Source organism: Halocynthiibacter sp. C4, assembly GCF_028823805.1.
In the GTDB taxonomy this organism is placed as follows: Bacteria; Pseudomonadota; Alphaproteobacteria; order Rhodobacterales; family Rhodobacteraceae; genus Falsihalocynthiibacter; species Falsihalocynthiibacter halioticoli.
Genome location: NZ_JAPEIE010000001.1, coordinates 509,265 through 536,110, shown reverse-complemented (window position 1 = coordinate 536,110; position 26,846 = coordinate 509,265). Strand labels below are relative to the sequence as shown.

Here is a 26,846-nt window from a genome sequence, read left to right as displayed (position 1 = left end):
TTCAATTCTCTCCGGCAGCACCATTAAAGCCTCCCTCCAAGTTCATTTATCTGCCGATGCAACAAGCCCGGTTTCTCAGCCACTCCTAGCCAAACGCGATTCGAGCAAAGAGTGGCCGCGATTTGTTGCGGCACACATTTATTCAAGAAGTTCCTAAAGAACCGCCGTTTGCTGCGCCCCTTGCGCGTCAAGGAAGATCACTTCGACTTGGTCAGAGAAGCCAGCAGCAGCGCCGACAGCAGCAACGCTGACGCCGTCAACCTGCAAGTCACCAGATCCGCTGTTGTATGAAATACGGTCAGTCGGGATTTCGCTGCCTGAAAGCTTTACCAAAGCCGTTAGATCAATTTGATCACTTTCTGTAGCCGAGGCCGTTGGTGAAACATAATCAGTTATGACATCCGCAATTTGTAGATCTGTCAGTTCGAAAATGTCGGAACCACCACCACCGGTTAGCGTATCGCTGCCGGTACCTCCGGAAAGGATATCGCTTTGGTTCGATCCTATGAGGACATCATCCCCACCGCCGCCATAGACTTCAAATCCTGTTGTTGCGGCCGATAAATCGACGAAATCATCACCGCCGAGCATAGAGAACGCTTCGACGTCGGCGTATGTGCGGGTTGCAGAATAAATCACAGCATCGTCGAACTCTGTTGCAAGAGCCGTGTCATTGCTGCCAGCGCCACCGATTACATCCGACATGAGCTGCTGACCGCCGGGCGCCACGCCATCGACCGTCATCTGCATGGTGTTGAAGTCCAGATTTGCGGTTGCTTCTGTGCTTGCATTCGGGGTTCCGTCGTCCTGAATTGTATAGGTCAGCACAGGCGTACCGATGTAGCCTTTAGGAACCGTAATCTGAACACTGTCAGCAAGCAACGTGACCGTTACGTCCGGATCATTGGTGCTCGCGCTGACGATGGTCATCCCGTTTCCTTCCGGGTCTGTCGCGTTAGCGAGGAGATCAGTAAACGTCAGGTCAAGCGTTGTAGTGATGGAATCGAAATCCAAGGGCGCACTCACATCTGGCGCCTGATTTAGCTCGACAACATATGGCAATGCGGGTGCTGAACCGTGGTTGGTCGTTACTGTTATATCCCCGTTTATTGGCATAGCAACCGCCACGGGGAAGGTAAGCGTCAACGCGGCGACAGCTGCGGTAAACAGTGCTACATCCATTGTTCCCCGTGTGATTGTCAGCGTAGTCCGTGAAGCATCAAAGGTTCCGATTGAAACGGACGCAGCCGCAGGGATCGGGGCGTTGAAGGTTATCACAACCTCTTCCAGCGTTTCCGATGGCGTCGCTTGCGTGTCTGTTACCGTCGCTATGATTTCAAACTCGACAACAACATCGCTACCACTTTCTGCCAGAGCAATTGGCGTTGTGTTCGTGGCATCAAGGTCGAGCTCGCCCGCAACTTCGATATTAAAGTTTCCGCTCTCGTTGCCGCCTTCGTTGGTTGTGACCTGAATGCTTCCTGTCAGGTTTGTTCCATTGGTGGCAAAATCAGTTGGGAATTGAATGGAAAGTCCGTTGAATTCGGCCAGACTTCCAGTAAAGACGAGCGTCCCGCTAACAGGCACAGGTGTGCCACCACTGACCGAATAAGTTGTCCCACTCGGAACACCGTTAATCGTGTAGGTAACGGTATCAACGACTTCGGAGCCATCTATATCTGTGACAGAGATGTCAAAATCAGCGGCCGGTGCATAATCAACCGGCGCATCGGTTTCCTGCAGAACAACGTCAGATGTTAGAACGGTTAGATTCAGGTCTGGTGCTGGCGTAACGATTAAATCCAGATCAGCAGGTGTCGAGCGCTCCTCGTCCGTATAGCTTCCTGAACTATCAACGGTAACAGCAACGACTTCGAGCGCTACATTCCCGCCGAAATCCTGCCCAGGCACGAATGTGACTACGCCATCAGGAATAAACGCGTTGCCAGACGCCTTGCCCGGAATCGTAAACACACCACCGGACGGAGTGATTGCAGCACCGTCGAGATACACGACACCACTCCCAGGGTCTGTGATCTCGAAATATATAGTCTCATGAGGATCAGGCGTCGTTGCTTCAAGCGTTAGGGTATATGGTTGCGGCTGATCTTCTGTACCCGTTGTCGGATCGATACTCGCGGTCAGTGTTGGGATATCGGCATCCGGCAGCACCACCACCGAAAAATCGACCGTTGTTGACGCTGTATCCGAGTTTGATAGCTCGATCGTCGAGACCTCAAGCGTGAGGGGAATTGACGCCGGAATACTCGGGTCCAATGGATCAGGAGTGCGTGCATGTTCGTCTTTCAACTGGAGCGTGACCGAGGAAAATGCTGATCTTGAAATTGTATAGCTGCCGTCGCCATTATCGATAAAGCCACTACCGCTTGGACCAGAAACTTTCAAATAATCCGGCACACCTGAAAGAACGATAGAGATCGTTTCTGAACCATCCTGATCGGGTGTATCCGCAGTCACAACATCCGAGAGCAAAAAGGCATTGTCCTCGATAATTGTAATTACGGCTTGGCCGCCCGAGTTGTCGACGTAAGGCTGCCCTGTTTCGGGGTCGATAATTGTGTCGTCGAATATGATTTCTGGCGTGTCTGCAACGGCGGTGATTTCGATCGTTTTCGATGCATCAACTGTTTTCTGATCGCCGTTAATGTCCTCAGAAGTTGCTGAAACCGTGATCGTTAGGGTGCCGCTATAGTGTTCGGTCGGTCGAAGCGTAAGGCCCGCGACGTCGTCTTTTGGAACAGAATACGTCCCTGACGGGTTCGGCAAAAGAACCGCTCCGCTTGAATCTTTTAGGACGACCCCTGCACTCCCGCCACCAGAAATGGTTATTTCAACGTTACCAACGAGCCGCTCACCGCCGTCAGGGCCTGTGACGTCAAGTCCGAGCGCGTAATCGGTATCTTCGTCAAACTTGTTTGCACCCGTGAAATTGATTTCGGGACCGTCAACAACTGGGTGGATCACTATCGAAAACGACTGTGGGCCGGAATTTGTCTGCATGTTGCAGCTGAAATTCTCGAGCGTCATCGAGTAGTCGAGGCTGTTCAAATTGTCATAAGGGTCATCCGGACCGAACGTTTCGCCAGGCGCAAAAGGGTTTACCGGACTGGATTCGTGCGGCGGCGGCGTAAACAAGATACTGCCAGCTGTTAACGTTGGATCAGTTGGATCAATCCCAAGCTGCGCAACATCTACTACATACCCACCTGTTGCCGGATCGAGCAAAACTGCTCCCGGTGGATTACTGGAAATCGTGGCGCCCGGCGGCAAATCGATTTCCAAGGTGAAATTCCCATTCACACCGTTGGGCAAGTTCGTAAGGTCACTAATTGAATTGTATGTACCGTCAGGAGTGAGTTGGAGTTGGAATGCAATCTCTGTGTCTTCGTCTCCGCTTCCAACAAGGGAGAGCGAGGGCAATCCGATCATTTGAGCCGGATCGCATGGGTTACCACCGCCAGATTGGGGCAGTACAACAATAGCGAAGTCTTCTGTGGTCACCGAGCCGCCGGGAAGGCTATTCAGATAGTTCAGATTATCTTCAACCGACGTGTTCGGCAGACCGCTGGTGTCTTGATCATCCTCCAGAACGATCGCATGGATTTTCAGATCGTAGTATGTAACCTCCGACACACTCGTTGGTACAAATTCAAGCGCCGCGAGATCACTTGCTGCAACGATGTAGCTATCCGTACCGCTTATGGACTTTGTATTGGAAAGGAAACCGCCAGAAAACGAAGTACTCGGATCAACGCCAGTAATTACATAGTACAGCGTTTCTGAGCCATCAAAATTGCCGGCGTTGGTTATCTCGGTCATGGTCCCCTGCAAAGGAGTTGCCGCCTCAAACATAGCGCCGGAATAATTCAGACCATTTTCCAATGCCAAGTCGGTTAGGCGCATATCCAACAGAAACGGCTGATCATCGTTTCCGGCGTAACCATAAACATTGTCGTATTCGGTCCCCGGACGGAAATCGCTATCGACATCGCTTTGCTGAATACCACCAGCTACTTGGCTTGGATCTTCCTGCTGTACCGTCAAGATTACAGGATCTGCAATACCTTGCACAGAAATGGTTACCGTACCTGTTGCCACGGTAAATTCAGTCAAATCAATCGTTTCATAGTATTCAACGCTAACGTCGAAAACGACATCTTCGTTGCTATCCTGCCCTGGCAAGACCCAAAGGTTTTGGGCCTGCGCGGGTGTCAATATCACCTGACCACCCGATAGGAAAATCTCCGTTCCACCTGCAGCAGGGTCGCCGTCGAAGAAACGGGGGAAGCGTCCGAATGAATCTGCTTGAACATTCTCGAGCTTAACAACACCCAGAATTGCTTCAGGCGAACCAGGTGAATTCGTCAGGTTATCGATGATGTTTCCATCGATCGAAATCTGTACCGCGGTATCTTCTTGGGTATTGGCAGTCTCTGAAGGGTCGCCTCCATCCGCCACGGGATCGATATAGATTGGCACATCGATATTTGTTACGCGCGTACCACCGTCATCCTCGGTTGTAACAACCTGCAGTGCGGGTACGAAATCGCCGGCCCAATGCTTCGGAATGCCGTGGAACTCAAGATTTTCCCACTGATAAATTCCAAGCGCCGCATTTCCTTCCAAGCTCCAGCTGTTAAAGCCGGTCGGCACCCCGACCTCAGTTATCAGCGCAGGAACTTTCGGTCCCGTTGGGTTATTAATGTCGGTAACATAAACCGTTACAACTTCGGGCACACCACGCAATACAATCGCGGTAATCTGCTCCGATCCGTCCATATCTGGAAAATGCGGCAAAAGCGAAACGCCCCATATTCCGCCTGCGTCATCGATGACCTGCTCATTTCCGTTAGGCAGGTTTGTGATTGTTGCAAAGTTGTTTATCGGATCCGTATCGACATCAAATATCGCGGCTGCTTTTCTAGAAGCGTTTGTTGCGGTGTTTGTATCAATCGTCTTGAGCGAAACGTTCAGGTCCGCTCCGAAGAAACTCCCCGCTGAGGTAAAGTCATCTGTGTCTGAGCGATCAATATCGTAATCTTCGTATAGGGTCGGCGTAAGTTGAATTGACGCTTCAAACGTTGTTACGCCTGCAGCGAATGTTATCTCGACTTTACCCGTGCCAGCGTCATAAGTCGCCGAACTGATTTTCGCGTATTCAGAAGCGGGGATTGGCCCAGTTCCGCTCAGATCAAAGAACGCTGCTTGGTCAATATTGCCGCCAGATACGTATTGGGCAATCCAATCTTCCGGCACGTTTTCAATGACGATTTTATCAAGTTGTTCTGATCCATCGAGGTCTGGCGTAGAGCCTTCGAGCGAGACAAACACTTCAACCTGCCCCGGTCCAGAACCATCGTCAGTACTCTCCAAGAGCGTTAGGATATCCGTTACCGTGAAGGTGCCGCCTTTGCGGTTTACCGCTTCAATCGACGTTGGAGAGCCGCTCGCAACTTCCGCGGAGCTCAGAACAAAAACGCTGGTACTAAACAGCACCTCAGACAGCGGGTTTATCGTCTGTGTAAACTGGAACGTTTGCAGAGTGGAGAAGTTATCACTTGTGTCGATCTCAACATCATTGGTTGTGGTCTCGTTCCAATACCCCGCACCGTCGATCGTTGTGATGCCGCTGTAATGTTGAGGGTAGCTAACCTCAATGGCTTCGAGAGCTTCCATAAATTGAGTGTTGGACGCGCCGAACGTTGGAGTGAATTTGTAGCTAACGCTATTTCCGGTGCTGGCTGTTTCGACGATCGTGATATTGCCCTGATGTACGGCCGGAACGGTTAGCGAGAACTGAGCAGGATCAGACGGGTCAAAGTTCGTTGACGCCGTTTCAAACGTAAACGTCAGATCAAGTTCACTTATCGTTTCAGACCCATCGTTATCGACGAGAGCAAGATTTGAGATGCCAAGATTTAACGTCAATGGGCCGGTTTTGTTTTCATCGGCTACAACGTCCGTCGTAGAAACCGAGGCGCCATCAACAACCGCGTCAACATCAACATCAATTGCATCAACAGCCGTCGCGGTGTCCGTAGGCAGGCCCGCAGCGCTGTCTTCTGATGTTACAGCGCCAACAAGGTCAGCGCCGACTATGGTTGCGACATCACGGTCATCATTCTCTAGAGGGGCAACTTGAACGGTCGCGTCGAACGCAGTTGTCCCTGGCACAAGGTTAATCGTAAGCGTTGTACCGGCCATTTGAGCGGAATCGATGCTCGCCGCATCCGGCCCAGAGAATAGCGTTAGATCGACTGTCCCTGCGGGAATCCAGCCCGTGGGCACATTCTCGATTACGATAGTAGTGAGTTGCTCCGAGCCGTCTTGGTCAGGAGTATTGGCGTTGATCACAAGGCCAAAAGTCGTGTCCTCTTTTACCACAAACTGGTCTTGCGCTGGTGACGTAACGCTTGAAGGGCTGGTATCAACGGATAGCGTAATCTCAGGCTCTGCAACTGGTGTTATATTAACCTTGAAGTCAGTCGAGGTTCCGGCCGTATTTCCCTCGTCGGTGACAACGGTGACGTTAACATCAATAATTCCCGAGAAGTGTTCTGGAAACGACGTGATCGAAAGTGCCTGAAGCTGCGAAGGCGACAAGTTCAATGTCGCGACCGGACCTGTTACCGAGATTGGCGTCGCAGTTCCGTCAGACAGGATAGTAGGTCCATTCGTTGGCAAGCCATCGAACGTTACGATGATATCGGTTATACTCTCGGAGCCATCGATATCCGTAACCGTCGCGTCTATATTCAGCGGAATAGGCAAGCCGAAATCTTCGATCCGTGTCAGGTCCGCCACGTCGATATCGACGTCAGCCTCGGACGCAATATTGACCGTGAAGTCTTTGGTTTCGATACCATCGGTGGCATCGACATCAATCTCGCCGTTAAGAATTGCTTCGTCGGTGGTGAAGGTAACGCTGCCGGTAATAGGAGTTGCGGTTGAGAAGTCGTCCGGCAACTGGAAGACCAGATTATTGTATTCCGCTAACGTAAGTGGAGGAAGCCCACCGGCTGGGAACGCAGCAAAACTAGTGCCGCCGTTCAACGAGTAGAGAGCGCCGGCCGGAAGCCCAGAGATCGTCACGTCGACTTGTGCAATTGATTCAGAACCGTCGGCATCACTTGCATTGCCTTGAACAGCGTCCACCAGTTTAAACTCTAAAGGAGCTTGTGAAGTTGTATCTTCGTCCGTGTCTCCGGGTGCGTCATTCTCTGTTATGTCAATCAGTCCAGGGCCCGTGACTTCAACATCGCCTTCAGCAGAAATCCGGATCTCGAGGGTCCCCGTGTCAATCCCACCTTCATCTGTCAGCGCAGTAATTTGCGCGGAAAGTGTCGTAGCTGGATTTTCTGTTGAAAAGTCGGCGGGGAAACGAAGGACCAATGCTTCGTATTCTGCCAGCGTTCCAGTAAATGAGAACTTTCCAGCCGCAGGCTGATATGGTCCACCTGCAACCGAGTATTCGGCCCCTGTGGGCATTCCGCTGAAGTTGACGGAAACGTTCGTAACGGATTCCGACCCGTCGATATCTGTTGCAACTGGATCAATGTAATCTGCGGGTTTGAGTGTAAGAACAGCGTCCGTTTCGCTCAGGGCGGCAACTGCGTCTGGAACGTCTACATCGCCTTCTACGTAAATGGTAATAGGTGAAGTTACAGTTTCGCGTGTCGTAACGCCGGACTCGGTAACATCCAGTTCAATGGTGACCTCAGGCTGAGGCTGCCCAACAGGGCTTTCCGTAGAATAGTCCTTCGGAAATACCATAGTTAAATTGTTGAGATCAGTCAGATTTGGCGGAACCCATGTAAATGTACCGCCTACAATTGTCCCGACATTCGCGCCACCTACTGTAGCGTAAAATCCCGCTGGCACATTGGTAATTTCAAATGAAACCAGTGTGATCACTTCGTCTGGGTCAGGGTCATCTATGACGCTATAGTCGCCAAACCGAAGCGGAAGCTCTGCGTCTGTTTCGGTCGCGACAATGTCGACCGTAATATTGTCATCGGGCACTGGCGTGATTTCGATGATTTGTTGCGTTGTCTCAACGCCTTCCCGTGTTTCAACGCGTATGTCGGCAATGAGATTTCCTGAATAGTTCTCCGGCAAGAAAAGCTGCAGATTGTTAAGTTCGGCAATGCTGCCGCTCCAGACATTGCCAGTTAGAGTCCCACCGCCGACGGGTGCCGCACCCGCGGGAAGGCCTATAAACGTAACCGTCACAGTGGGAGCAAAGAGCGGATCATTCGGGTCTTCGGTCTCTGAGCCGTCGATATCACCGATTGCCGCCACAATTTCTAGATCAACCGTAACACCAGCTGTCGTGTTGTTGTTGTCTTCGAGAGCCGTCACTTTTGCAGGAGCGGCTAGATCGATATCCTCTTCAAATCCAATATCTACCACCCGAACAGACGTCGCTTGCCCATCGTCAGGTGTATCTGTCAACAGAAAGGCATCTTCGTCCGTTGTAACCTTAAGCGTAAATGTGAGTGGCAACTGGGTTTGGTTGCCCGCCAAGTCAGAGCGGTTGGCAGTGGAAAAATCAGCCGCGAGTTCGAAATCAATTGCATTGAACGCCGTTACAACATCCGTTCCGCCAGCGTTCGTAAGTGTGAGGGTCATCGCAACCGAGCCATCAGCAGCCGTCGAGAATACTGCTGTGGCACCTGGCGCGTTCAAGTTAATGTCTGAACCCGAAGTCACATTTCCGGGCAGCCCTGCTACGATAAGAATAAGCTCTTCAATACTCTCCGAACCGTCGATGTCGGTCGCCATCGGCGCAAACAGCGATGACGGTGAAACGGGTGTCACGCTGTCAGTTTCGTCTGGGATAGTATCAGGCAGGGTGTCATCGATCGTCACATCACCTTCGGGTGTGATCCTGATATTCACAGCCACTGACTGCCCCGTCGGGTCTTCAGTAGAGGTCGCGGTCAACACGCCTTCGAGTGCGCCTGATGCTCCGGTTAATGGACTTTCTGTAGAATAGTCTTTGGGGAAAACAAGACGGAGCGCTTTGTATTGAAGGCCAGTGCCGCTAAACACCAAAGTGCCGCCCGTTGCATCATTGTAGCTGATCGTAGATGCAGGAACACCATTGAAAACCATTCCTGGGGGCAGGTCATTTAGTGTTAGAGTAACTGTATCTAATGTTTCAGGCGGCACTCCCGGATCGTTGTCGCTTATGGATACTTTCCAATAATCCGCTGGCCGCACAACAACTGGCGCATCTGTTTCCATTGTCGTTATCGGCGTGATATCAAAATCAATATCGCCGGTCGGGGCAATCACAATTGTTTGGTTCGTTTGAAGCGACCCTTCCGGACTATTCGCATAGATGATCGAAGAGATGGAGCCAGAGAAGTCTCCTGGGAAGGTAAGGCTCAAGTTGTTGGCTTGGGCCATCGTGCCGTGCCAAACGCCGTTGTTTGATCCATAGACACCGGTAGAAAATACCGTTCCACTTGGAACGCCCGTAAATTCAATCCTAACAGTCGTATTGTCTTCGGAGCCGTCGAGATCAGTTGCCACGACATCGATACCGAGATCGATCGTAACACCAGAGCCGTCTGTACCGTTGCCATCCTCGACACCGTTCAAAACAGCCGGGGCTGTGAGCGTGAGGTCCAACTCATAGTCAACGTTTAGCGCGAAGCTTCTAGTGGAGACAGCACCTTCGTTGGTCGTCGCAATGACAGTTCCCCTCAAATCGATATTGGGGTTTTCGGTCGAGAAATCGGTCGGAAGCCGAACAACGATATCCATGTATTCCGCAAGCGTACCGGTGAAACCGTAGGTCGCCGGCAAAGCTTGGAATGTAGCGCCATTGTCGAATGAAATAAGTGTATTTGCAGGAAGGCCCGGCATTGCGAATGCGACTTTGGTGATGCTTTCTGAGCCGTCGATATCCGTGGCGCGCGGGATCAGGGCATCAGAAGGCTTCCAATCAACCTCTGCATCAGTTTCGACTGTGTTGATAACACCAGGCCCGTCCATCGTGACGTCCCCTTCGTACAATACAGTTATGTCGAAAGGTACTTCGGAGACCTCATTGAAAACCGATTCAATCTTCAGCGTCCCCATCAAAGGGCCGGGAGCGAAATCAAGTCTGCTTACTGTTGAAAAGTCGGTCGGAAGTACGAGCGTCAGCTGTTCATACTGGCTTTCACTGCCCGTAAAGCTCAGGGTCAGTGTCCCATTACCAGCATCGGTCAGTGTACCATAATTGACAGTCGAGCCCACCGGAATGCCGGTCACATTCAATGTTGCGGTGAACAGCGTAAGATCATTACCGACATTAGGTGCGGTGATAGAAAAATGATCCGCAAAATTGACAGTCACCGTGGCATCGGTTTCACGCAATTCAAATGGTGATGTCTGAACCACCAAGAGCCCCGAAGCGCCGGTTCCATTGTCGCCCGCTGCCCAAAGGTCATCCCTCTCCTGAAATACATACTCGGTTGGAGGCAAAAGCGGGTTAATCGGCAAACCGATCAGAGGATCAAGTACGCTCGTTGCATCTGGCTCGCCGCTGCCAGGCTTAGAAACCTGTGTAACCTTATTTGCACCTAGCAGGTCGACTGCCTGAATACCTTCAATACTCTCCCAATCGGAATTGATATCGGCAAGCTCGGCGAGCTTGCTGGACAAAATTGAAAAGTTCTCGGCAAAAATGGTCAAACCTTCGCGGTTTGCACCAACCAATACAATGATCGCGCCGTCGGGCTGCACAAGCACGAGATCACTGCCGACTACGGTCACATACGAAAACAGCGCGCCTTCGTCGAGAGCAAGTGTACTTTGGGATTGGGTTTCGACCATTGTGAGCCGCTCTACGGTCTCGCCATTTTTCGCCGCAGCAATCAACGCCGACAACTCTTCTTTAGTCGTCGCGGGCGTCACACCAGCTTCTAAAAATTCAATCTCGGATGTCACTATGCACCTCCATGATTTAGTTAACTCTATCTTAAGAATAGTTTGGGTTGAAGAGACACGCGAAAATGTGACCTTCCCCCAGATCTATCGTTCCCGCAGGGCCTCAAATCTCGCTTTCTGAAATGGTTTAAGAAGGTACTCCAGAACAGTTCGCTCGCCGGTAATAATATCAACCGAAGCAACCATTCCTGGCCGAATATCAAAGGTTTGACCTTCATGTTCCAACGTTGTCTCGTTGGTAACAACAATAACCGGAAAATAGATTTCTCCAGTTGTTTCGTCCTTTTCTGCGTCCGCTCCAACACGTTCAACTTTTGCGTCAAGAGCGCCATAAATCGTGAAATCAAACGACGTCAGCTTCACACGCGCAGGCAACCCCGGTCGCATAAATGCAATGTCCTCGGGCCTAGCCCGCGCTTCAACTTGTAGAAAATCATCGAGCGGAACCACACGCAAAACTTCCTCGCCAGGTGCGATAACAGAGCCCAACGTATTAACGTTTAGAGAGGAAATGATGCCATCAACCGGCGCCCTGAGATTTGCGCGCGACACGATATCATTTGCTTTGATCAAGGATTCATTGATCACACTTAGCTGGTTCATCGTATCGGACCGTTCGGTGCTTATCTCCGCTTTACGGTTGAGCTCCAACTCAACAAGGCGCGCCTCCGCCTCGTTCACAGCAACCTTTGCGCTTGCGAGACGACTCGCGGAACTATCGCGTTCTTGGCGCTTCGCAATGCGTTCGCGCTCGGTCGGTATGATTTGCGCGCGAGAGACAACACCACTATCTGCACGCAATTCGATCTCTTCATCCAGCAAGGCAAGCGTTTCGTCAGCTCTTTGGATATTTAAGCTAATCTCATGAATGTCTTGTTGGCGTTGTGCGACCTGCGCCTCGACCACGGCGCGCTGTCCGAAATATGACGCAAGGCGACTGTTAAAGAGCGCGATTTCTCGCAAAGCCAAGGGTGAGTCTGGGGCAATCGTGGTCCCCGAAAAATCCAACTCCTCGCTTCCGATCGCCTCCGCTTCAAGCCGGATACTGCGCGCGGTGAGCGCCTGCTTTTGCGCCTGAAGCTCACCAAGGTTTGCTGCTGATCCTGTATCGTCGATCCGAACAAGAACATCGCCTGCGCGGACAACGTCGCCCTCGCGCACGTTGATTTCCCGCACGATTCCACCCTCTAAGCTCTCTACTGTTCGCGCGCGCCCCGAAGGAACAACCTGCCCCCCCGCTCGCGCGACTTCTTCAACAACAGCCCAAGATGCCCAAAGCACCCCGCCTACAAACATCGCGAGCAATACAGCGAGAAAAATTGTTAACCGCGATGAGGTGCGGCCAATTCGGCTTGCCGCCGCGCCATCCGCAAACTCCTTTAGATCCCAATCAGTGTCCTTCATGGCGCATCTCTTTTGGCAGATCGCTCAAGCGCTTTGAGAACCTCAGCTTTCGGGCCATCCTGAATAACCTTCCCGTCATTCAGAAGTACCAACCGATCAACAAGCTCCAAAAGCCCCATGCGATGCGTCGAGACGATAAGCGTCATGGGGCGCTCTTTCATAGCTGCCGAAAGTCGTGTGATGAACTGCCGCTCATTCTGAACGTCCATCGCGCTTGTCGGTTCATCAAGGATCAGCACCCGAGGACGCGCAAGTAAGGCCCGCGCAAGCGCCACCATTTGCCGCTGCCCACCAGAGAGATTGCGGCCACGCTCTGATATCGGCATGGAGAACCCCATCGGGTGGCGCGCCGCGAGCTTGTCGACACCGGAAAGCCGCGCCACGTTCATGATATCCTTACCCGAAGCCGCAGGAACGCCGAATGCTATATTCTCTGCAAGCGTTCCAGAGAAAAGCACGGCCTCTTGTGGCAAGACCTGAACCGCGCTCCGCAACCTTGCAGGACTAAGCTGGTTCATGTTCAAACCATCCAGCAGGATCATTCCCTCATCTGGCGCATAAAGACCCGACAACAACCGCACGAGTGATGTTTTTCCCGCACCGACGGGGCCAATCACCCCAATTCGCTCCAAGCCTCGGATATCCATATTGATGCCCGAGAGTGCAGACAGATTGCTTTCGCCATAACTCAACCCAACATCGCTTAGTTGGAAGCGGCCTTCGTCAATTTCTGTGTTGAGTTGTTTGGAATTCGGCGCGCTGTCTGAGGGCATCTGCATGATCATGTTCAGACTCCGCAGTGTCGAAAAAGCAAAACTGCCTCTCACGAACAAGCTTGCAAGAGTGGCCGTCGGCGCCAAAGCGCGCCCTGAAAGGATCATTGCGGCAATGACAGCGCCCATAGTTATTGTACCTTCGAGCGCCAGATAGACCCCGATCACAACGATACCAACCGATGACAATTGCTGGAGTAACCCAGTGAAGGTTGTTGCAAAGGTTGCGAGGCCCTTGCTTCGGTCTTGGGACTTGGCGCTTTCCGCGACTTGCTGCTCCCATCTGCGCTGCATACGGCCCTGCCCCGAAATCGCTTTGAGCGTCTCAAGATCAGAGATCGCCTCGACGGCAACAGAGTTCTTCGCTCCTTGGGTTTCGCGCGCCTGCGAGGAAGCCTTGCGTAGCGGCACCAATATGATCAGCCCCATGATCAGCACCGCAGCGAGCGAAATCGCCGGAGGGATCGCCAAAGGGCCACCAATATAGGCGATGACCGCGATAAACAGGACAGCAAAACAAAGATCTGTCAGGGTCGCCAATGTTTGCGAGGAAAAGAAATCCCGCACCTGCTCATAATCCTTGAGCGTGTTCATCAGGTTTCCCGTTGGCATCGATTGACTGGCAAGTTTGATGTCTGAAATATGACGGAACAACCAAGCAGATACGGCGATATCAACCCTGCGTCCAACGCGGTCAATAATGCTCGTGCGCAACCACTTCAGAACTGCATCAAACACCAACGCAATTCCCACCCCCGCGACAAGCGACCAAAGAGTTGTAACCGCAGCGTTTGGAAATACGCGGTCATACACGTTCATTGTAAATATCGGCGTCACCAGCGCCAAAACGTTCACAAGCGCCGACGCGATGATTACCTGCGTGTAATCTGGCCAGAACCGAGCAAACACGCTCCAATACCAGTGTCGCCCTTGGGGCTTGGCGGCATCAGTTTGCTCTTTCTCTGACAAGGTTTCAGGTCGCAGCAAGAGCGCATGGCCTTTGTATTTCTGCGTCAGTTCTTGCCAGGAAATCTCGAGCTTATCGCTTGACCGCGTTGGCCAAATCACGATTGCTTGGTCACCTACCCGTTCACACAAGACACAAGCATCGCGCCCTTCCATAAACAAAACAGCAGGTAGAACGGCCTCTGGCAAACTGTCTAATTTGCGGCGCGTTAAATGCGCGCGAAACCCCTGAGCTTCAACAGCCGCAAGACCAAGTTGCGGTGTTAGGCGGCCGTCATCCGGAAGTGGAATGCCCGCAAGTATTGCTTCAAGCCCAACATCACGCCCCAACTCTCGCATGCAATCCGAGATGGCGGACGCCAAAGGGTCTCGCGAAGTTTCCGCAAACCCCCAATCGCTTTCCGGCACCTTTGCAACTTGAGATACGGTAACATTTGCCCGCGCGCTGACGCCCGCCGCCTGTCCTATAGTTTTGCTAGGGGCGCCCACTTCTAATCTCCCTTACTTATCGAGAGATTTTCGCCATTCCGTCAGAGATCTGGCGTCGCTCCGTCCTTCGACCTCCGAAATCTCGCTGTCAGGAATGTTTTTTGCTTCCTGTGCATAGACTTTGGAATCTTTGGGCGGTTCGATCTTAAGTGTTGGAAGCAGTACCCCCATTGTCGCCAACAGCTTAAACCCGATATAACGCTGCAATGAACGCTGGTTTACCAATCGCGCCTCTGCTTGGAACAGCGCGCTTTGCGTGTTGAGAATATCGAGGAGCGAGCGCACACCGACTTGATATTCCTCCTCGTATGTCGCCCGGAGTTCTCTGGAAAGGCGCGCTTGCTGAGAAACGGCTGCAACACGCTCTTGCAATGTCTCGAGGTTTCGCCATGCCTGACGAACTTCGCGCTCAACTCTCCTACTTTGACGCAGAAGATTTGAACGAGCCTCACTAACACGTCTTATTTGCTCTTGCTCTCGCGCGGATTTGCGGTTGCCTTGAAACTCATAGCGGAGCATCAAGCCAAGTCGCGCATCCTCGGTACGACCTTCGAAGCCGTTCAGGTTTTCACCATGGATCAGATCGGCTTCGAGGTTCAGTTTCGGCATCCGAGACGAGCGCGCAACTTGCGCCAATGACTCCGCCGCAGCAACATCGGCCTGCGAGAACTTGATTGTTGGATTCTTTTGTCGTGCGACAGAAAGTGCTTGGTCCAGACTTGAAGGCCGTGCGCCGGAATATGGGCCCATCGGCTGCAAGTTTGTTGGGGCAACACCCACAACTTCGATGAAAAACGCTTCGATATCGTTGGCGCCAAGCTCGAACTCAAACAATGTGTCTTCTGCTAGAAATACCCGTTCTTGCGCTTGCTGCAGGTCGCCAATCGGAACAACACCTGAAGCATGTGCATTTTCCAAACGGGCATAAACTTCGCGATGATAGTCAAGGTTTTCGCGAGCCAACCGAACCAATTCTTGGCTCCGCAATACATCAGCGTAAAGCCTGATTGCCTCAAGCGACAAAACCTCTGCCCGCTCCATTACACGAAGTGCGGCAGCATCAATACGCAGCGCTTGACGTGCAACTTCGGCACGGCGCTCGCCTCCATCCCACAGCGTCTGGGAAATGCGGCCCGTCACGCTGTATCCAGATAGAGCGGAGTCAGAAGACGTAATATCCGAAAGAGTTGTACCGTTATTCAGGCTTGACCCCGCCCATGCCTCAAGCTCGAAACGCGGATAGTAAAAACTCTCGGCCTGATCCAGCTCAAACTCAATCGCTTGTTTGTTGGCTTCGGCGGCGGTTATTTCGGGGTTGGTCTCAAGAACATAAAGAATTGTATCCTCAAGCGAGAGCGCGTGCGAAATCTGAGCAAATACTACGAAAGTCGCAGTCAATCCGAAGCTCGCCTTCAGTTTGTTAGGCATCGTGACTCCAATTGATTTAGCATTAACTATGTTAGTTCAAATTTGATCTAGGAAACCATAAAATTAAGCAAAAGTATACACTTCCTTATAGTTTCCAAGATCAAGTTGCCACGGTCGCATTTCGAATGCTAGCATTCTCCCATTCAAGTTCAAGGGGTATTATACAATGATTACGCGCTTTCGGTTCCTGATATTTTTGTTATTTGCGATCCTTCCACTCGCTGTTAAGGCCCAAGATATTGGAACGGTCAATTTTGAGTTCGACTCTTATACGCTCGACGCCAATTCACAGGCGCAGATCGCAGAGATTGCCGAAAAGCTGAAAGCACAACAGAGCTATAAACAAACCGTGGTTGTTGGATACACAGACGCTGTTGGGTCCAACTCCTACAACCAAAGCCTCGGCCAGAAACGCGCCACAGCAGTTGCGCAAGCTCTGGTCGCGCTTGGAGTGCCTGTTGCGCGGATCGGAAGCGTAAAAAGTCGCGGAGAAAACGATCTTGTTGTGAAAGTTGCAACGGCGGAGCGTGCAAACCGCCGCGTAACAGTGACCCTTGATGATATTCTGGCAGCATGCCGAAGCTATCGTTTGATCAATATTTCTCAGTCGTCGGTCGGCGATGAACTTCAAGCAGACCTAACCGCAAGGCTGCAGAAAGCTGCAGGTTATTTGAAGTCACTCGAGAAATCAGGGCGCAACGGATCTGCTTATCAGATGGCCGGAGCTGCCGGCGAAGACTGTAACGTTGCTGTTGGCCTTAAAGCGGATTCCGAGCGAAAAGTTGAATATGCAAAGCGCTGTTTCTGTAGCTCAGCACGAATGGAAGTCGCGCTTGGATTGATTTCAAACTAAGCAGCCAATGAGCACAAATGAGTAGCCGGAACTCAGAGAGGTTGCGTCGATGTGCAAGTGGATCATAAGAGGTTTCATCGCAGCCTATCTCGCTGCCGTATTCTTGATGCTTGTCGGGACATTTGGGTGGTTCGGGCAACCAACAGATCCCCTCTCCGGAGTCTTCGTTGTCATATTGGGGTTTCCATGGACCCTGCTTGTTGATTTGGCTCCGGAGCGTTTCTGGCCAATCCTTGCAGCGCTTACGCCAATTGCAAACATCTTGATCCTGCGCGGAATTTGCAGAGCAATCTCTAGAACCTGATCCCGCACTGTACGGCTGGCCGTTCGGCACACGATCTAGCGCTCTAGCACGCAAGTCCTTATCTTACTGCGGCCAGCGCTTCGACCGGCTCGAACTCAAAAGTGCCACCAAGACGCGTTATCGCCTTTAGTGAACCTAGTTATCCCTAAACTAGATTCCCTATTCGAGAATATCAGCAAGTCACAGGTCCCCCGAAAAATCTCGTATCAACCAGAAAAGGTTTATTGATGGGCAAAATGTGCCCTACAGTGAAAACAAGTTGTTCGAATGGGTGACCTAAACTCACTCCAATCAGAAATGACAATTAGATTCGAGATGGGCAGTCGCGACACAAACATGGATAGAAGAACCGCTCTGGTCGGCCTTGGGTCGCTATTGTTAACCGGCTGTGCCGCTGGTGAAGACTTTACTCCGCCAACGATGAAGTTATCAGATAGTTTCACTGGAAAATCGGCAGAGCCCATTCGAAAGAATGATGCCAAATGGTGGCAGGCATTCAACGACCCCGTTATCAATCGGCTCGTAGAACAGGGTCTTCAGCAAAACCTCGACGTAAAACGCTACGCAGCACGAATTCAGCAATCCCAAGGCGTCGTTGATGGTGCGGGCTTTCCTATTTCGGGAAATGCAAGAGTAGCAGAGTCCAGGATCGACGCCGGAGGAGGAAACCCTACTGTACGCACTGGTTTTGTAAGAACTGAAGCATCTTGGAAGATTGATTTATTTGGGAGATTGAAACGCGAGCGCGAGGCGGCATTCGCGCGTCTGGACGCTGCATATGCTGAACTTGATGTTTGGAAGCTCTTGTTCGTCGAAGAGGTTGTCGCTGCATATATCGACCTTCGCTATGCACAAGAGCTACTGCGCATACAAATTAGGGTCTTAGACACTCGCCAATCAACATTAGATACCACTTTGAAGCTTGCTAACGAAGGAAATGCAACTGACCTCGAAGTCGCGCAGTCAAGGTCTCTCGTGCTTTCGACCCAATCCAACATTCCTGAAGCACGAATTGAGTTCGTTAAGAGAATAAATCGAATTGTCGCACTGGTTGGAACGACTGAACTTGCGAACAGAGAAGACCTTGATGTCAAAGCCCCGCAGCCAGTCGCCAAATCGCATATTGTCTCGACGGGCGTCCCCGCGGACTTATTGCGTAATAGACCGGATATCGTTCGTGCGGAGCAGCGTTTAGCAGAATCTGTAGCGCTTCTTGGGTTAACGAAAGCAGACCTTTATCCGCAACTGGTACTGACCGGAAACGTCAATGTGAATGTCAGCGGTGCGGAAGTTTTGCCGGGCGCTGGCTTTTTACGGTTAGGGCTTGATCTTCCGATTTTCGACTTGCCTGTACGGAAGGCAAGAATTGAAACGGCCAAAGGTCTAATTGCGGAACGGCAGGCAGATTGGGAAAAGGAAGTCGTCCTTGCGGTCGAAGAAGTGCGAAATGCTATTTACGGCCTGTCACAACACCAAATCGCGGTAGAGGCATCCAGGGAAGCCGTCATTGCCTCCAGAGAAGTTCTCAGCATTGCCCAGAGACGATTTGCAGAGGGTTCGGTTTCGTTTCTTCAAGTGCTTGATGCCGAGCGTTCGCTTCTCAACAACGAGAACGCATACGCGCTTGATGTTCGAAATCAAGCGCGTGATTTTGTGAAGCTAAATGTTAGCCTTGGCGGAAGTTTTGCTCAGACTTAATTCCGCTTTCCAAAGTTATTTGGAAACGGCACTGCTCGCATAATGCAAACCATAAACCGCGCCAATTAAGTTAGACAGACTTAGCCAAGCAGCACGATTTCCGAATCCCCTGCACCACGACGAAGCTCGTGCACATGCGCCAATTCTGGATCTTCCGCCCACGCAATTGCTGCGTCTCGATCAGGAAAACTCAATAGGGCAGCGACATCGGGGAAATCTGGGTATCCATCAAGCTTGGTGAACTGATTTGCAGAGCTTTCAACCTTGCCACCATGTTTGGCAAGCGCCTCCCCTGCGAGATCGCGGTACTTCAAAAGCGACTCTTTGTTTGTGACCTTTAGGTTTGCATAAGCATAAATCATAACGAAATCCTTTCTATTGTGCGTTAAGATTACGCTTTGACCGGACACGAGAAAACGCGTGCCTATGCATGACATATATGCGAAAACGCATGCATGAGACTGAACTGGGACGATTATCAAACTGTATTAATGTTGGTGCGCCATCAGTCGCTTTCACGTACTGGGCAGGAACTCGGCGTGAACTACACAACCATTGCGCGGCGCATCAAGCGCATCGAAGAAACACTCGGCACACTTCTGTTTGAAAAAACGCCGGACGGCTACGTCCCTACGGCCGCAGCAGGGATCATTGCCGAAGGCGCAACGGAAATGGAACAGGTAAGCCATAAACTTCAACGCGATCTTCTCGGCGCCGATCCAAAGCTAAGCGGTCCGCTGACAATTACGGCACCGCAACTGCTGATTGCTCATTTCCTTGCACCAATGCTTGCCCAGTTTAGCGAAGCCTATCCTTTGATCGAGCTACGCATTCTGGCAACGAACAAGATTCTGGACATGACCCGGCTTGAAGCTGATCTCGCTATCCGCATTAGCGACAGCCCTGGCGACACGCTCAAAGGGCGCCGGCTTCTCACTCAACAAACGGCGAGCTTTGCCAGTAGAAAATGGGCCGAAAGAATCCAACAAGACCCAAGCGAAATGATCGACTGGATTGCCTATACCAAACACTCTGGGCTTCCGAACGACATTGAGCCAGAGTTCCCAAACAATCGAATAAAATTCCGCTTTAACGACATGGTCGCGATGGTCGGCGCGGCCCAGGCAGGATTGGGTGTCGTTCGACTGCCACTGTTCCTTGGGCGAGGAAGCGCGGAATTGGTACAAGTTCCGGTTCTGCCTCCGCGGCCCTACACTGATGTCTGGGTCGTCGGGCATGATGACGTTTGGAAAGCGCCAAAGCTGCGCGCGTTTCGGGATATGTTGGTCACCTATTGCAAAGAACATCGCGCTCTGTTCGTTGAGTAAAACGCGCGGCACTCAGAGCGTCAAAAAACTCGGCGAGATTAGCTGACTTTCAATCCAGCGGTAGTAGACCGGCTCCCATCTTTGGCACCACAACAGGGCGTGCAATCAAACCTTGTTCCGTTCAGGGAAAACCAAGCTCTCTTTCTCTCGCCACTAGGCCCAATTGTCATTTGCCGCATACTTGTGAAAGTCGTCAGCGTGGATTTCTCGCTATTCACAAAACACCGAATCCATGTGACTATTGGGTCAGATAATACGTATTTGAGCTGATATTTTTTGCCACCAACTCTTGTACTAGAACAATTGGGAGAACTTGAATTTGACCTACGAACAGATCGCATTATTCACTCTGTTCTTCTGTCTTTTCGGATTTCTCGTCTGGGGACGGTTTCGATACGATCTTGTTGCGTTCACCGCCCTTATGATCGCAGCAATAAGCGGGCTCGTGGAGCCATCGCATGCATTCGAGGGGTTTGGGCATCCCGCCGTTGTTATTGTTGCGCTTGTTCTGATCGTTTCGCGCGGCATGATCAATTCGGGCGCGGTGGAACTCATCGCCCGTTTGGTGATGAAACCTGACCGTTCTTTACCACAACATATTTCGATCATGGCGCTTGTGGGGGCGGTACTGTCTGCGGTCATCAACAACGTCGCTGCACTTGCGCTCCTTATGTCGCTCGACATTGATGCCGCGCGTAAGGCAAAGCGCGCTGTTTCGTTGAGTTTGATGCCCCTGTCCTTCGGCACAATCCTTGGCGGGATGATTACTCTGATCGGCACCCCGCCAAACATTGTGATCGCACAATACCGCGCCGACGCTCTAGGCGAAGCCTTTGGCATGTTTGATTTTACACCCGTTGGTCTTGTTGTTGCGATTGTCGGTATTGCCTATGTCGCGCTCATCGGTTGGCGTTTTATTCCTGAGCGTCCGGATGTGCTTTCGAAGCAAGGTGACGGCGGATTATACGTCGCAGAGGCACGCGTAAAAGAAGGTTCAAAATCAATCGGCTTAACCGTCGCGGAGCTTTATCCCAAAGCACAGGACAGTGATGTAACTATTCTCGGGCTTGTACGTGGGGGCAAGCGCTTGTCCGGCTTCTCAAGAACAAGGGAGCTTCGCAAAGGTGATTTCCTCGTAATTGAGGGCGATCCGAAGAAATTCGAGGCCTTTCTTGGTGCCGCTGACCTTGATGTCGTGGGCACCGAGAAGCACGTGGGCCTAAGCAGTGGTTCGCTAAGCCTTGTCGAAGCGATTGTGCCAGACGGGGCCAAGATTGTTGGGCGTAACACCATGGATCTCCGCCTCATGGGGCGGCAAGGCGTGACACTTGTCGGCGTTTCGCGCGAGGGGAAACGATTTCGCGATCGCGTACGGAAGCTGGAAATAAAAGCAGGCGATCTGCTTTTGCTGATTGGGCCGGATGAGCGACTAAACTCCGCGTGCAATTGGCTTGGTGTCCTTCCGCTTGAAAACCGCAAAACAGAAGTCATTCAGCGTTCAAAAGCAATCGCAGCAATTACCATATTCGGCTTGGCAATTGCGCTCTCTGTTTTTGGTGTCACGTCGCTCGCTGTCACGCTCGGCATTTGTGTGATTGCCTATATCGCCCTTGATCTTGTCGGGGGCGAGGATTTCTATGAATTGGTAGAGTGGAAAGTCATTGTGTTACTTGCCTCTCTCATCCCCTTAAGTGCCGCGTTAGAAGAGTCAGGCGGCAGCCAACTCATTGCCGATCAGATCGTCGGCCAGATGCAAGGCTTCCCGTCATGGGCTATTCTCGCCGTATTGATGATCGTAACAATGACCCTCTCCGACTTTCTGAATAACGTTGCAACCGCGTTGATCGCAGCCCCAATTGCGGTTTCTGTTGCGCAGTCTATAGGCGCAAGCCCAGACCCGTTCCTGATGGGGGTTGCGGTGGCCTCTTCCTGCGCATTCCTTACGCCGATCGGGCACAAGAACAACACGATTATTCTTGGACCTGGTAACTATAGGTTCGGTGATTACTGGCGGATGGGCTTGTTGCTTGAGGTAATCGTTATTCTCGTTGCGGTTCCGGCGATCATGTTCTTCTGGCCACTTTAGAAATTTGGCCCAAAGTTCATTGCGCCTTGCTTTCTAGATTACCGCACCGGTTCAAACGCAAAATTTCCCTCAAACTTACTTTCAATTTGCGCATTTGCCTTGACGGCCAAAATCCAATGAAATAGTTGATCACTTGTTACGCGGGCATTGTGTAATGGTAAGACCTCAGCCTTCCAAGCTGATGATGCGGGTTCGATTCCCGCTGCCCGCTCCAACCTCCCCATCCTGTAAATTTACTCTGTATTGCGCGCCGTTTGCACAACGTTGATTGCGCTGTAAGGTTACTGTTCGCGCCAAACTTATGACCGTGACGACATAGCGCTTGTTGCGCTTGCGCTGGCGGATTATGTGAGGGGAACGCCAGACTATCGGAGAACACGCATGGCTCAAGTTGAAGAAGAGCGCGCAAAGTCCAAAAAGATAAAGGCACTCACTGGCCTTTTGCCCTTTGTTCGCCCTTACTATGGGCTCGTAACGCTTGCCGCGCTTGCGCTTGTCCTTACTGCCGCAACCTCACTTGTTTTGCCAGCAGCAGTAGGACGCGTCATTGACGAGTTCGAACGAGACAACGGCGCACTCGTTGATAGCTACTTTGCGGCTGCTCTCGCAGTTGCGTGGATTCTCGCGATTGGTACGGGCTTGCGCTATTATCTCGTAACCCGCCTTGGCGAACGCATTGTGACCGACATTCGTAAAGCTGTTTTTGCGCGCGTGATTGGCATGAGCCCGCAGTTCTACGAGAAGATTATGACCGGCGAAGTCCTAAGCCGGATCACGACCGACACAACGCTTATTCTCTCGGTCATTGGCAGTTCGGTTTCTGTTGCCCTTCGGAACTTCCTGATCCTGATCGGCGGTATGGTCTTGATGATCCTTGCGAGCCCAAAGCTTGCCGGTTTTGTTTTGTTGAGCGTACCGCTCGTGATTGTTCCGATTGTTGTTCTCGGTCGGCGCCTTCGAACACTCAGCCGCGAGAACCAAGACTGGATCGCGAATTCCTCCGGTAACGCGAGCGAAGCGCTTTCATCGGTTCAAACAGTACAGGCCTTTACCCACGAGGCAATCTCTGCAAGGACCTTCGCCGATGTCTCAGAAAAATCCTATCTGGTCGCACTGAAGCGGATCAAAACCCGCGCGATCATGACGATTCTGGTGATCCTTTTGATCTTCTCCGGTGTTGTTGGGGTGCTTTGGGTTGGTGTCCAAAGTGTACGTTCCGAAGCGCTGACGCCTGGTGAACTTGTTGAATTTCTAATCTACGCGATCATGGTTGCCGGCGCCGTTGGCGCTCTGTCTGAAATTTGGGGAGAGCTGCAACGCGCAGCTGGTGCAACAGAACGACTCGTCGAATTGCTAAACGCCACCGATGCGATCGAAGACCCGAGCCAGCCCAAGCCCCTTCCCCGCCCTGTTCGCGGCGAGATCCTGTTTGACGACGTTACATTCCATTACCCTGCCCGCCCCGATATCGCAGCCCTAAAGGGGGCAAATCTATCCATCAACCCAGGCGAGACAGTTGCGCTGGTTGGGCCATCCGGCGCGGGTAAGTCAACCGTCATCCAGCTCTTGCAACGGTTCTATGATCCAACCAGCGGCACGGTTCAGATCGATGGGTACAACCTCAAAGATTTGCAACGTACAGACTTTCGCGAAGCTATCGCGCTTGTACCGCAGGACCCGATCATCTTTGGCACCACTGCACGCGAGAACATTCGTTTTGGACGCCCAGATGCAACCGATGCAGAAGTCGAAGCCGCGGCCAAAGCTGCAGCAGCGCATGAGTTTTTGTCAGCACTACCCGATGGGTACGACAGCCAAGTTGGCGAGCGTGGCGTGATGCTCTCTGGAGGCCAAAAGCAACGGATCGCCATTGCCCGCGCCATCCTTCGAGACGCACCGATTCTGCTGTTGGATGAAGCCACAAGCGCGCTCGATGCCGAGAGCGAACGACTTGTGCAGGCTGCTGTTGAAGACATGGCAAAGGGCCGAACCACTCTGATAGTTGCGCATCGCCTTGCGACTGTGAAAAAGGCAGATCGGATATTGGTATTTGATGGCGGCGAAATTGTTGCAGAAGGCACCCATGTCGCCCTTGTTGCACAGGGTGGCCTCTATGCACGTTTGGCACGCCTTCAATTCACTGACGGCGTTGCCGCAGAATAATCTTGGCGGTTTCGCAACGTAAAACTTGCGCATCCACCGCAGTATCCGCATGTTTTCTCAAAGGCTAAATCACGCTTTTGTCGAATTGGGAGGACAAGCATGAGCAAATTTGCGTCGCGCAAAGACATCGAAACCATCGAAGCGGAAGCGGAATGGGAAGATCGGGATGTCGCGAAGACCATGTATGAATTCGTTGCGGCGGCTGCAAACAAACATGGCGACCGCAACGCCTTTTCGTTTCAGCTCATGTCAGGCCCTCAAGACCCTGCAGAGACGCTCACGTGGAATGATCTGCGCGGAAAATCGGTACAAGCCGCAAATATGTTTCGCGCGCTTGGCGTCGGTGAAAACGACGTTGTAGCCTATCTAATGCCTAACGCAACCGAAACGGTTGTGACCCTGCTTGGCGGAATGATTGCTGGCATCTCCAACCCGATTAATCCGCTGCTTGAAGCGGAGCAAATCGGCTCCATCCTCCGCGAAACCAACGCGAAGGTTCTTGTTACGCTCAAATCTTTCCCCAAGACCGAAGTCGCACAAAAAGCGGCCGAAGCCGTTAAACTTGCGCCGAATGTTGAAACCGTTCTTGAAGTCGACTTGGCGCGGTATCTTACCCCACCCAAAAGCTGGCTCGCGCGGCTGGTACGCCCGAAAAATCCTGTGTCGCACAAAGCCCAAGTTTTGAATTTCAATACCGAACTAGCGAAACACCCGTCCGACAAACTCGCTTTTGAAGACAGCAAAGTAGACCGCGTTGCCGCCTATTTCCATACGGGTGGCACCACAGGTATGCCAAAGGTCGCGCAGCACAAATATTCCGGCATGATCTACAACGGCTGGCTTGGGGAACGGTTGCTGTTTACGCACGAGGATGTGGTGATTTGTCCGCTGCCTTTGTTCCATGTGTTCGCGGTGCATCCTATCTTAATGTCAACGATCGCCTCTGGTGCCCATGTTGTTTTCCCAACTCCTGCGGGATACCGCGGAGAAGGCGTATTCGACAATTTCTGGAAACTCGTAGAACGCTGGCAGGTCACATTTATGATCACCGTTCCAACCGCTATTTCAGCACTGATGCAGCGCCCAGTTGATGCGGACATCTCAACACTTCGGACGGCGTTTTCTGGCTCCGCCCCGCTTCCGGTCGAGCTCTACCGCCGATTTGAAGAGGCAAGCGGTGTTACTATCGTTGAGGGATATGGCCTTACAGAAGCGACCTGTCTGGTGTCGTGCAATCCACCATCCGGTGAAAAGAAAATCGGCTCGGTCGGCATTCCGTTCCCGCACACCGAGGTGAAAATCCTTCAGGCAACCCCAGACGGCCCTGTTGAGGCTCCGCAAGACGAAGTTGGCGAAATCTGCCTCTACAATCCTGGCGTCAACCCCGGCTCGACCTATACCGAAGCCGACAAAAACCACGACCTCTTCCATCACGATATCTATCTTCGCACAGGCGACCTTGGGCGATTGGATGAAGATGGTTACCTGTGGATCACGGGTCGTGCAAAAGACCTCATCATCCGTGGTGGTCACAATATCGACCCTGCCGAAATAGAGGAAGCACTGTCAGGTCACCCTGCTGTTGGGTTCGTGGGTGCAATTGGTCAGCCTGACGCGCACTCTGGCGAAATCCCCTGCGCCTACGTCGAGCTTGTCGAAGACGCTTCTGTATCGACCGAGGAACTTCTCGAATATTGCAAGACGCACGTACATGAGCGCGCTGCTTGGCCGAAATATATCGAGATCATCGACGAACTTCCCAAAACTGCCGTGGGCAAAGTGTTCAAACCCGACCTGCGCAAAATGGCGATCAAGCGCATCTATGACGCAGCCTTGTCTAAGGCCAAGGTTAACGCAGAGGTCGTCGAAGTTATTGAAAGCAAGAAGCGTGGGTTGGTCGCTCAGATCACATCAAAAACCGACGCAACAGAAGCCGACATCAGCAAAGCGCTATCGATGTACACACGCCCTTGGGAATGGTTCGTCGAAGACGAAAGCTGATCGTGGAAGCTTAGGCCCGATCATTACCGAGAAAATGATGGAGTGCTCCGAGTTGCTCGGAGCACTCCTGCCTTTTGAGCCTGTAAATGATGGATTTTCCGGACCTGCGGCATTGAACCAAGCCATCATTTCGAAGCCGCGAAAGCTGCTGCGATACCGCCGCCTGTCGCACTCCGAGTAGAGCTTCAAGTTCGCCCACGGTTTTCTCGCCCGAAGACAAGTGGCACAAAATCTGAAGCCGCCCTTCATGACTGATAGACTTGAGGAACCGCGAGATTGCAGGAATCTCGTTTTCAAAGCTAACCTGCCCATTAGCCTTTGTTTCTTCAACTTTCAGGTGCCGTTCGTGAGTGCCCATACGAAATATCCATTTTACAAGGATACTCTC

General features: G+C 52.0%; 12 protein-coding genes and 1 tRNA gene. 7 read left to right on the top strand and 6 right to left on the bottom strand.

Annotation, left to right across the window (positions count from 1 at the left end):
* Positions 1–153 precede the first annotated feature (153 nt).
* The 4 genes from OU789_RS02580 to OU789_RS02565 all read right to left on the bottom strand — a co-directional run bounded on the left by OU789_RS02580 (position 154) and on the right by OU789_RS02565 (position 16,025).
* A complete protein-coding gene (locus tag OU789_RS02580; RefSeq protein ID WP_274653014.1) occupies positions 154–10,965 on the bottom strand; it encodes an Ig-like domain-containing protein in 10,812 nt (3,603 codons plus the stop codon).
* An 84-nt stretch (positions 10,966–11,049) separates the two neighbouring features.
* On the bottom strand, positions 11,050–12,369 hold the full coding sequence (locus OU789_RS02575) for an HlyD family type I secretion periplasmic adaptor subunit (RefSeq protein ID WP_274653012.1): 1,320 nt from the start codon (positions 12,367–12,369) through the stop codon (positions 11,050–11,052).
* Positions 12,366–14,597 carry a type I secretion system permease/ATPase gene (locus tag OU789_RS02570; protein ID WP_274653010.1) on the bottom strand — a complete coding sequence of 744 codons (2,232 nt, stop codon included), beginning with the start codon at positions 14,595–14,597 and terminating at the stop codon, positions 12,366–12,368. The genes OU789_RS02575 and OU789_RS02570 overlap by 4 nt, the downstream gene beginning before the upstream one ends.
* 12 nt (positions 14,598–14,609) lie before the next feature.
* Positions 14,610–16,025 (bottom strand): TolC family outer membrane protein, encoded by a 1,416-nt coding sequence (locus OU789_RS02565; RefSeq protein WP_274653008.1) that lies wholly within the window; start codon positions 16,023–16,025, stop codon positions 14,610–14,612.
* A gap of 166 nt (positions 16,026–16,191) precedes the next feature.
* On the opposite strand from OU789_RS02565, the gene OU789_RS02560 reads away from it, so the two are divergent.
* Positions 16,192–16,878: an OmpA family protein gene (locus OU789_RS02560; RefSeq protein WP_274653006.1), complete on the top strand. Its 687-nt coding sequence runs from the start codon at positions 16,192–16,194 to the stop codon at positions 16,876–16,878.
* A 640-nt stretch (positions 16,879–17,518) separates the two neighbouring features.
* Positions 17,519–18,880 carry an efflux transporter outer membrane subunit gene (locus tag OU789_RS02555; protein WP_274653004.1) on the top strand — a complete coding sequence of 454 codons (1,362 nt, stop codon included), beginning with the start codon at positions 17,519–17,521 and terminating at the stop codon, positions 18,878–18,880.
* Positions 18,881–18,960: 80 nt separating this feature from the next.
* On the opposite strand, the gene OU789_RS02550 is transcribed toward OU789_RS02555, so the two are convergent.
* The gene (locus tag OU789_RS02550) at positions 18,961–19,242 is read right to left on the bottom strand and encodes a DUF1330 domain-containing protein (protein WP_274653002.1); all 282 of its coding nucleotides are present in this window, start codon (positions 19,240–19,242) and stop codon (positions 18,961–18,963) included.
* Positions 19,243–19,335: 93 nt separating this feature from the next.
* On the opposite strand from OU789_RS02550, the gene OU789_RS02545 reads away from it, so the two are divergent.
* The 5 genes from OU789_RS02545 to OU789_RS02525 all read left to right on the top strand — a co-directional run bounded on the left by OU789_RS02545 (position 19,336) and on the right by OU789_RS02525 (position 26,458).
* Positions 19,336–20,208 (top strand): LysR family transcriptional regulator, encoded by an 873-nt coding sequence (locus OU789_RS02545; protein ID WP_274653000.1) that lies wholly within the window; start codon positions 19,336–19,338, stop codon positions 20,206–20,208.
* Positions 20,209–20,527: 319 nt separating this feature from the next.
* Positions 20,528–22,294, top strand: a complete 1,767-nt coding sequence (locus OU789_RS02540; protein ID WP_274652998.1) for an SLC13 family permease — start codon at positions 20,528–20,530, stop codon at positions 22,292–22,294.
* Positions 22,295–22,434: 140 nt separating this feature from the next.
* A tRNA-Gly gene (locus OU789_RS02535) sits at positions 22,435–22,508 on the top strand.
* Between the two features lie 167 nt (positions 22,509–22,675).
* Positions 22,676–24,457: an ABC transporter transmembrane domain-containing protein gene (locus OU789_RS02530; RefSeq protein WP_274652996.1), complete on the top strand. Its 1,782-nt coding sequence runs from the start codon at positions 22,676–22,678 to the stop codon at positions 24,455–24,457.
* A gap of 99 nt (positions 24,458–24,556) precedes the next feature.
* Entirely contained in the window at positions 24,557–26,458 is a 1,902-nt protein-coding gene (locus tag OU789_RS02525) for an acyl-CoA synthetase (RefSeq protein ID WP_274652994.1), read from the top strand.
* Positions 26,459–26,468: 10 nt separating this feature from the next.
* Here the strand turns inward: OU789_RS02525 and OU789_RS02520 are convergent, their stop codons facing one another.
* Entirely contained in the window at positions 26,469–26,816 is a 348-nt protein-coding gene (locus OU789_RS02520; protein WP_274652992.1) for an ArsR/SmtB family transcription factor, read from the bottom strand.
* Positions 26,817–26,846 lie beyond the last annotated feature (30 nt).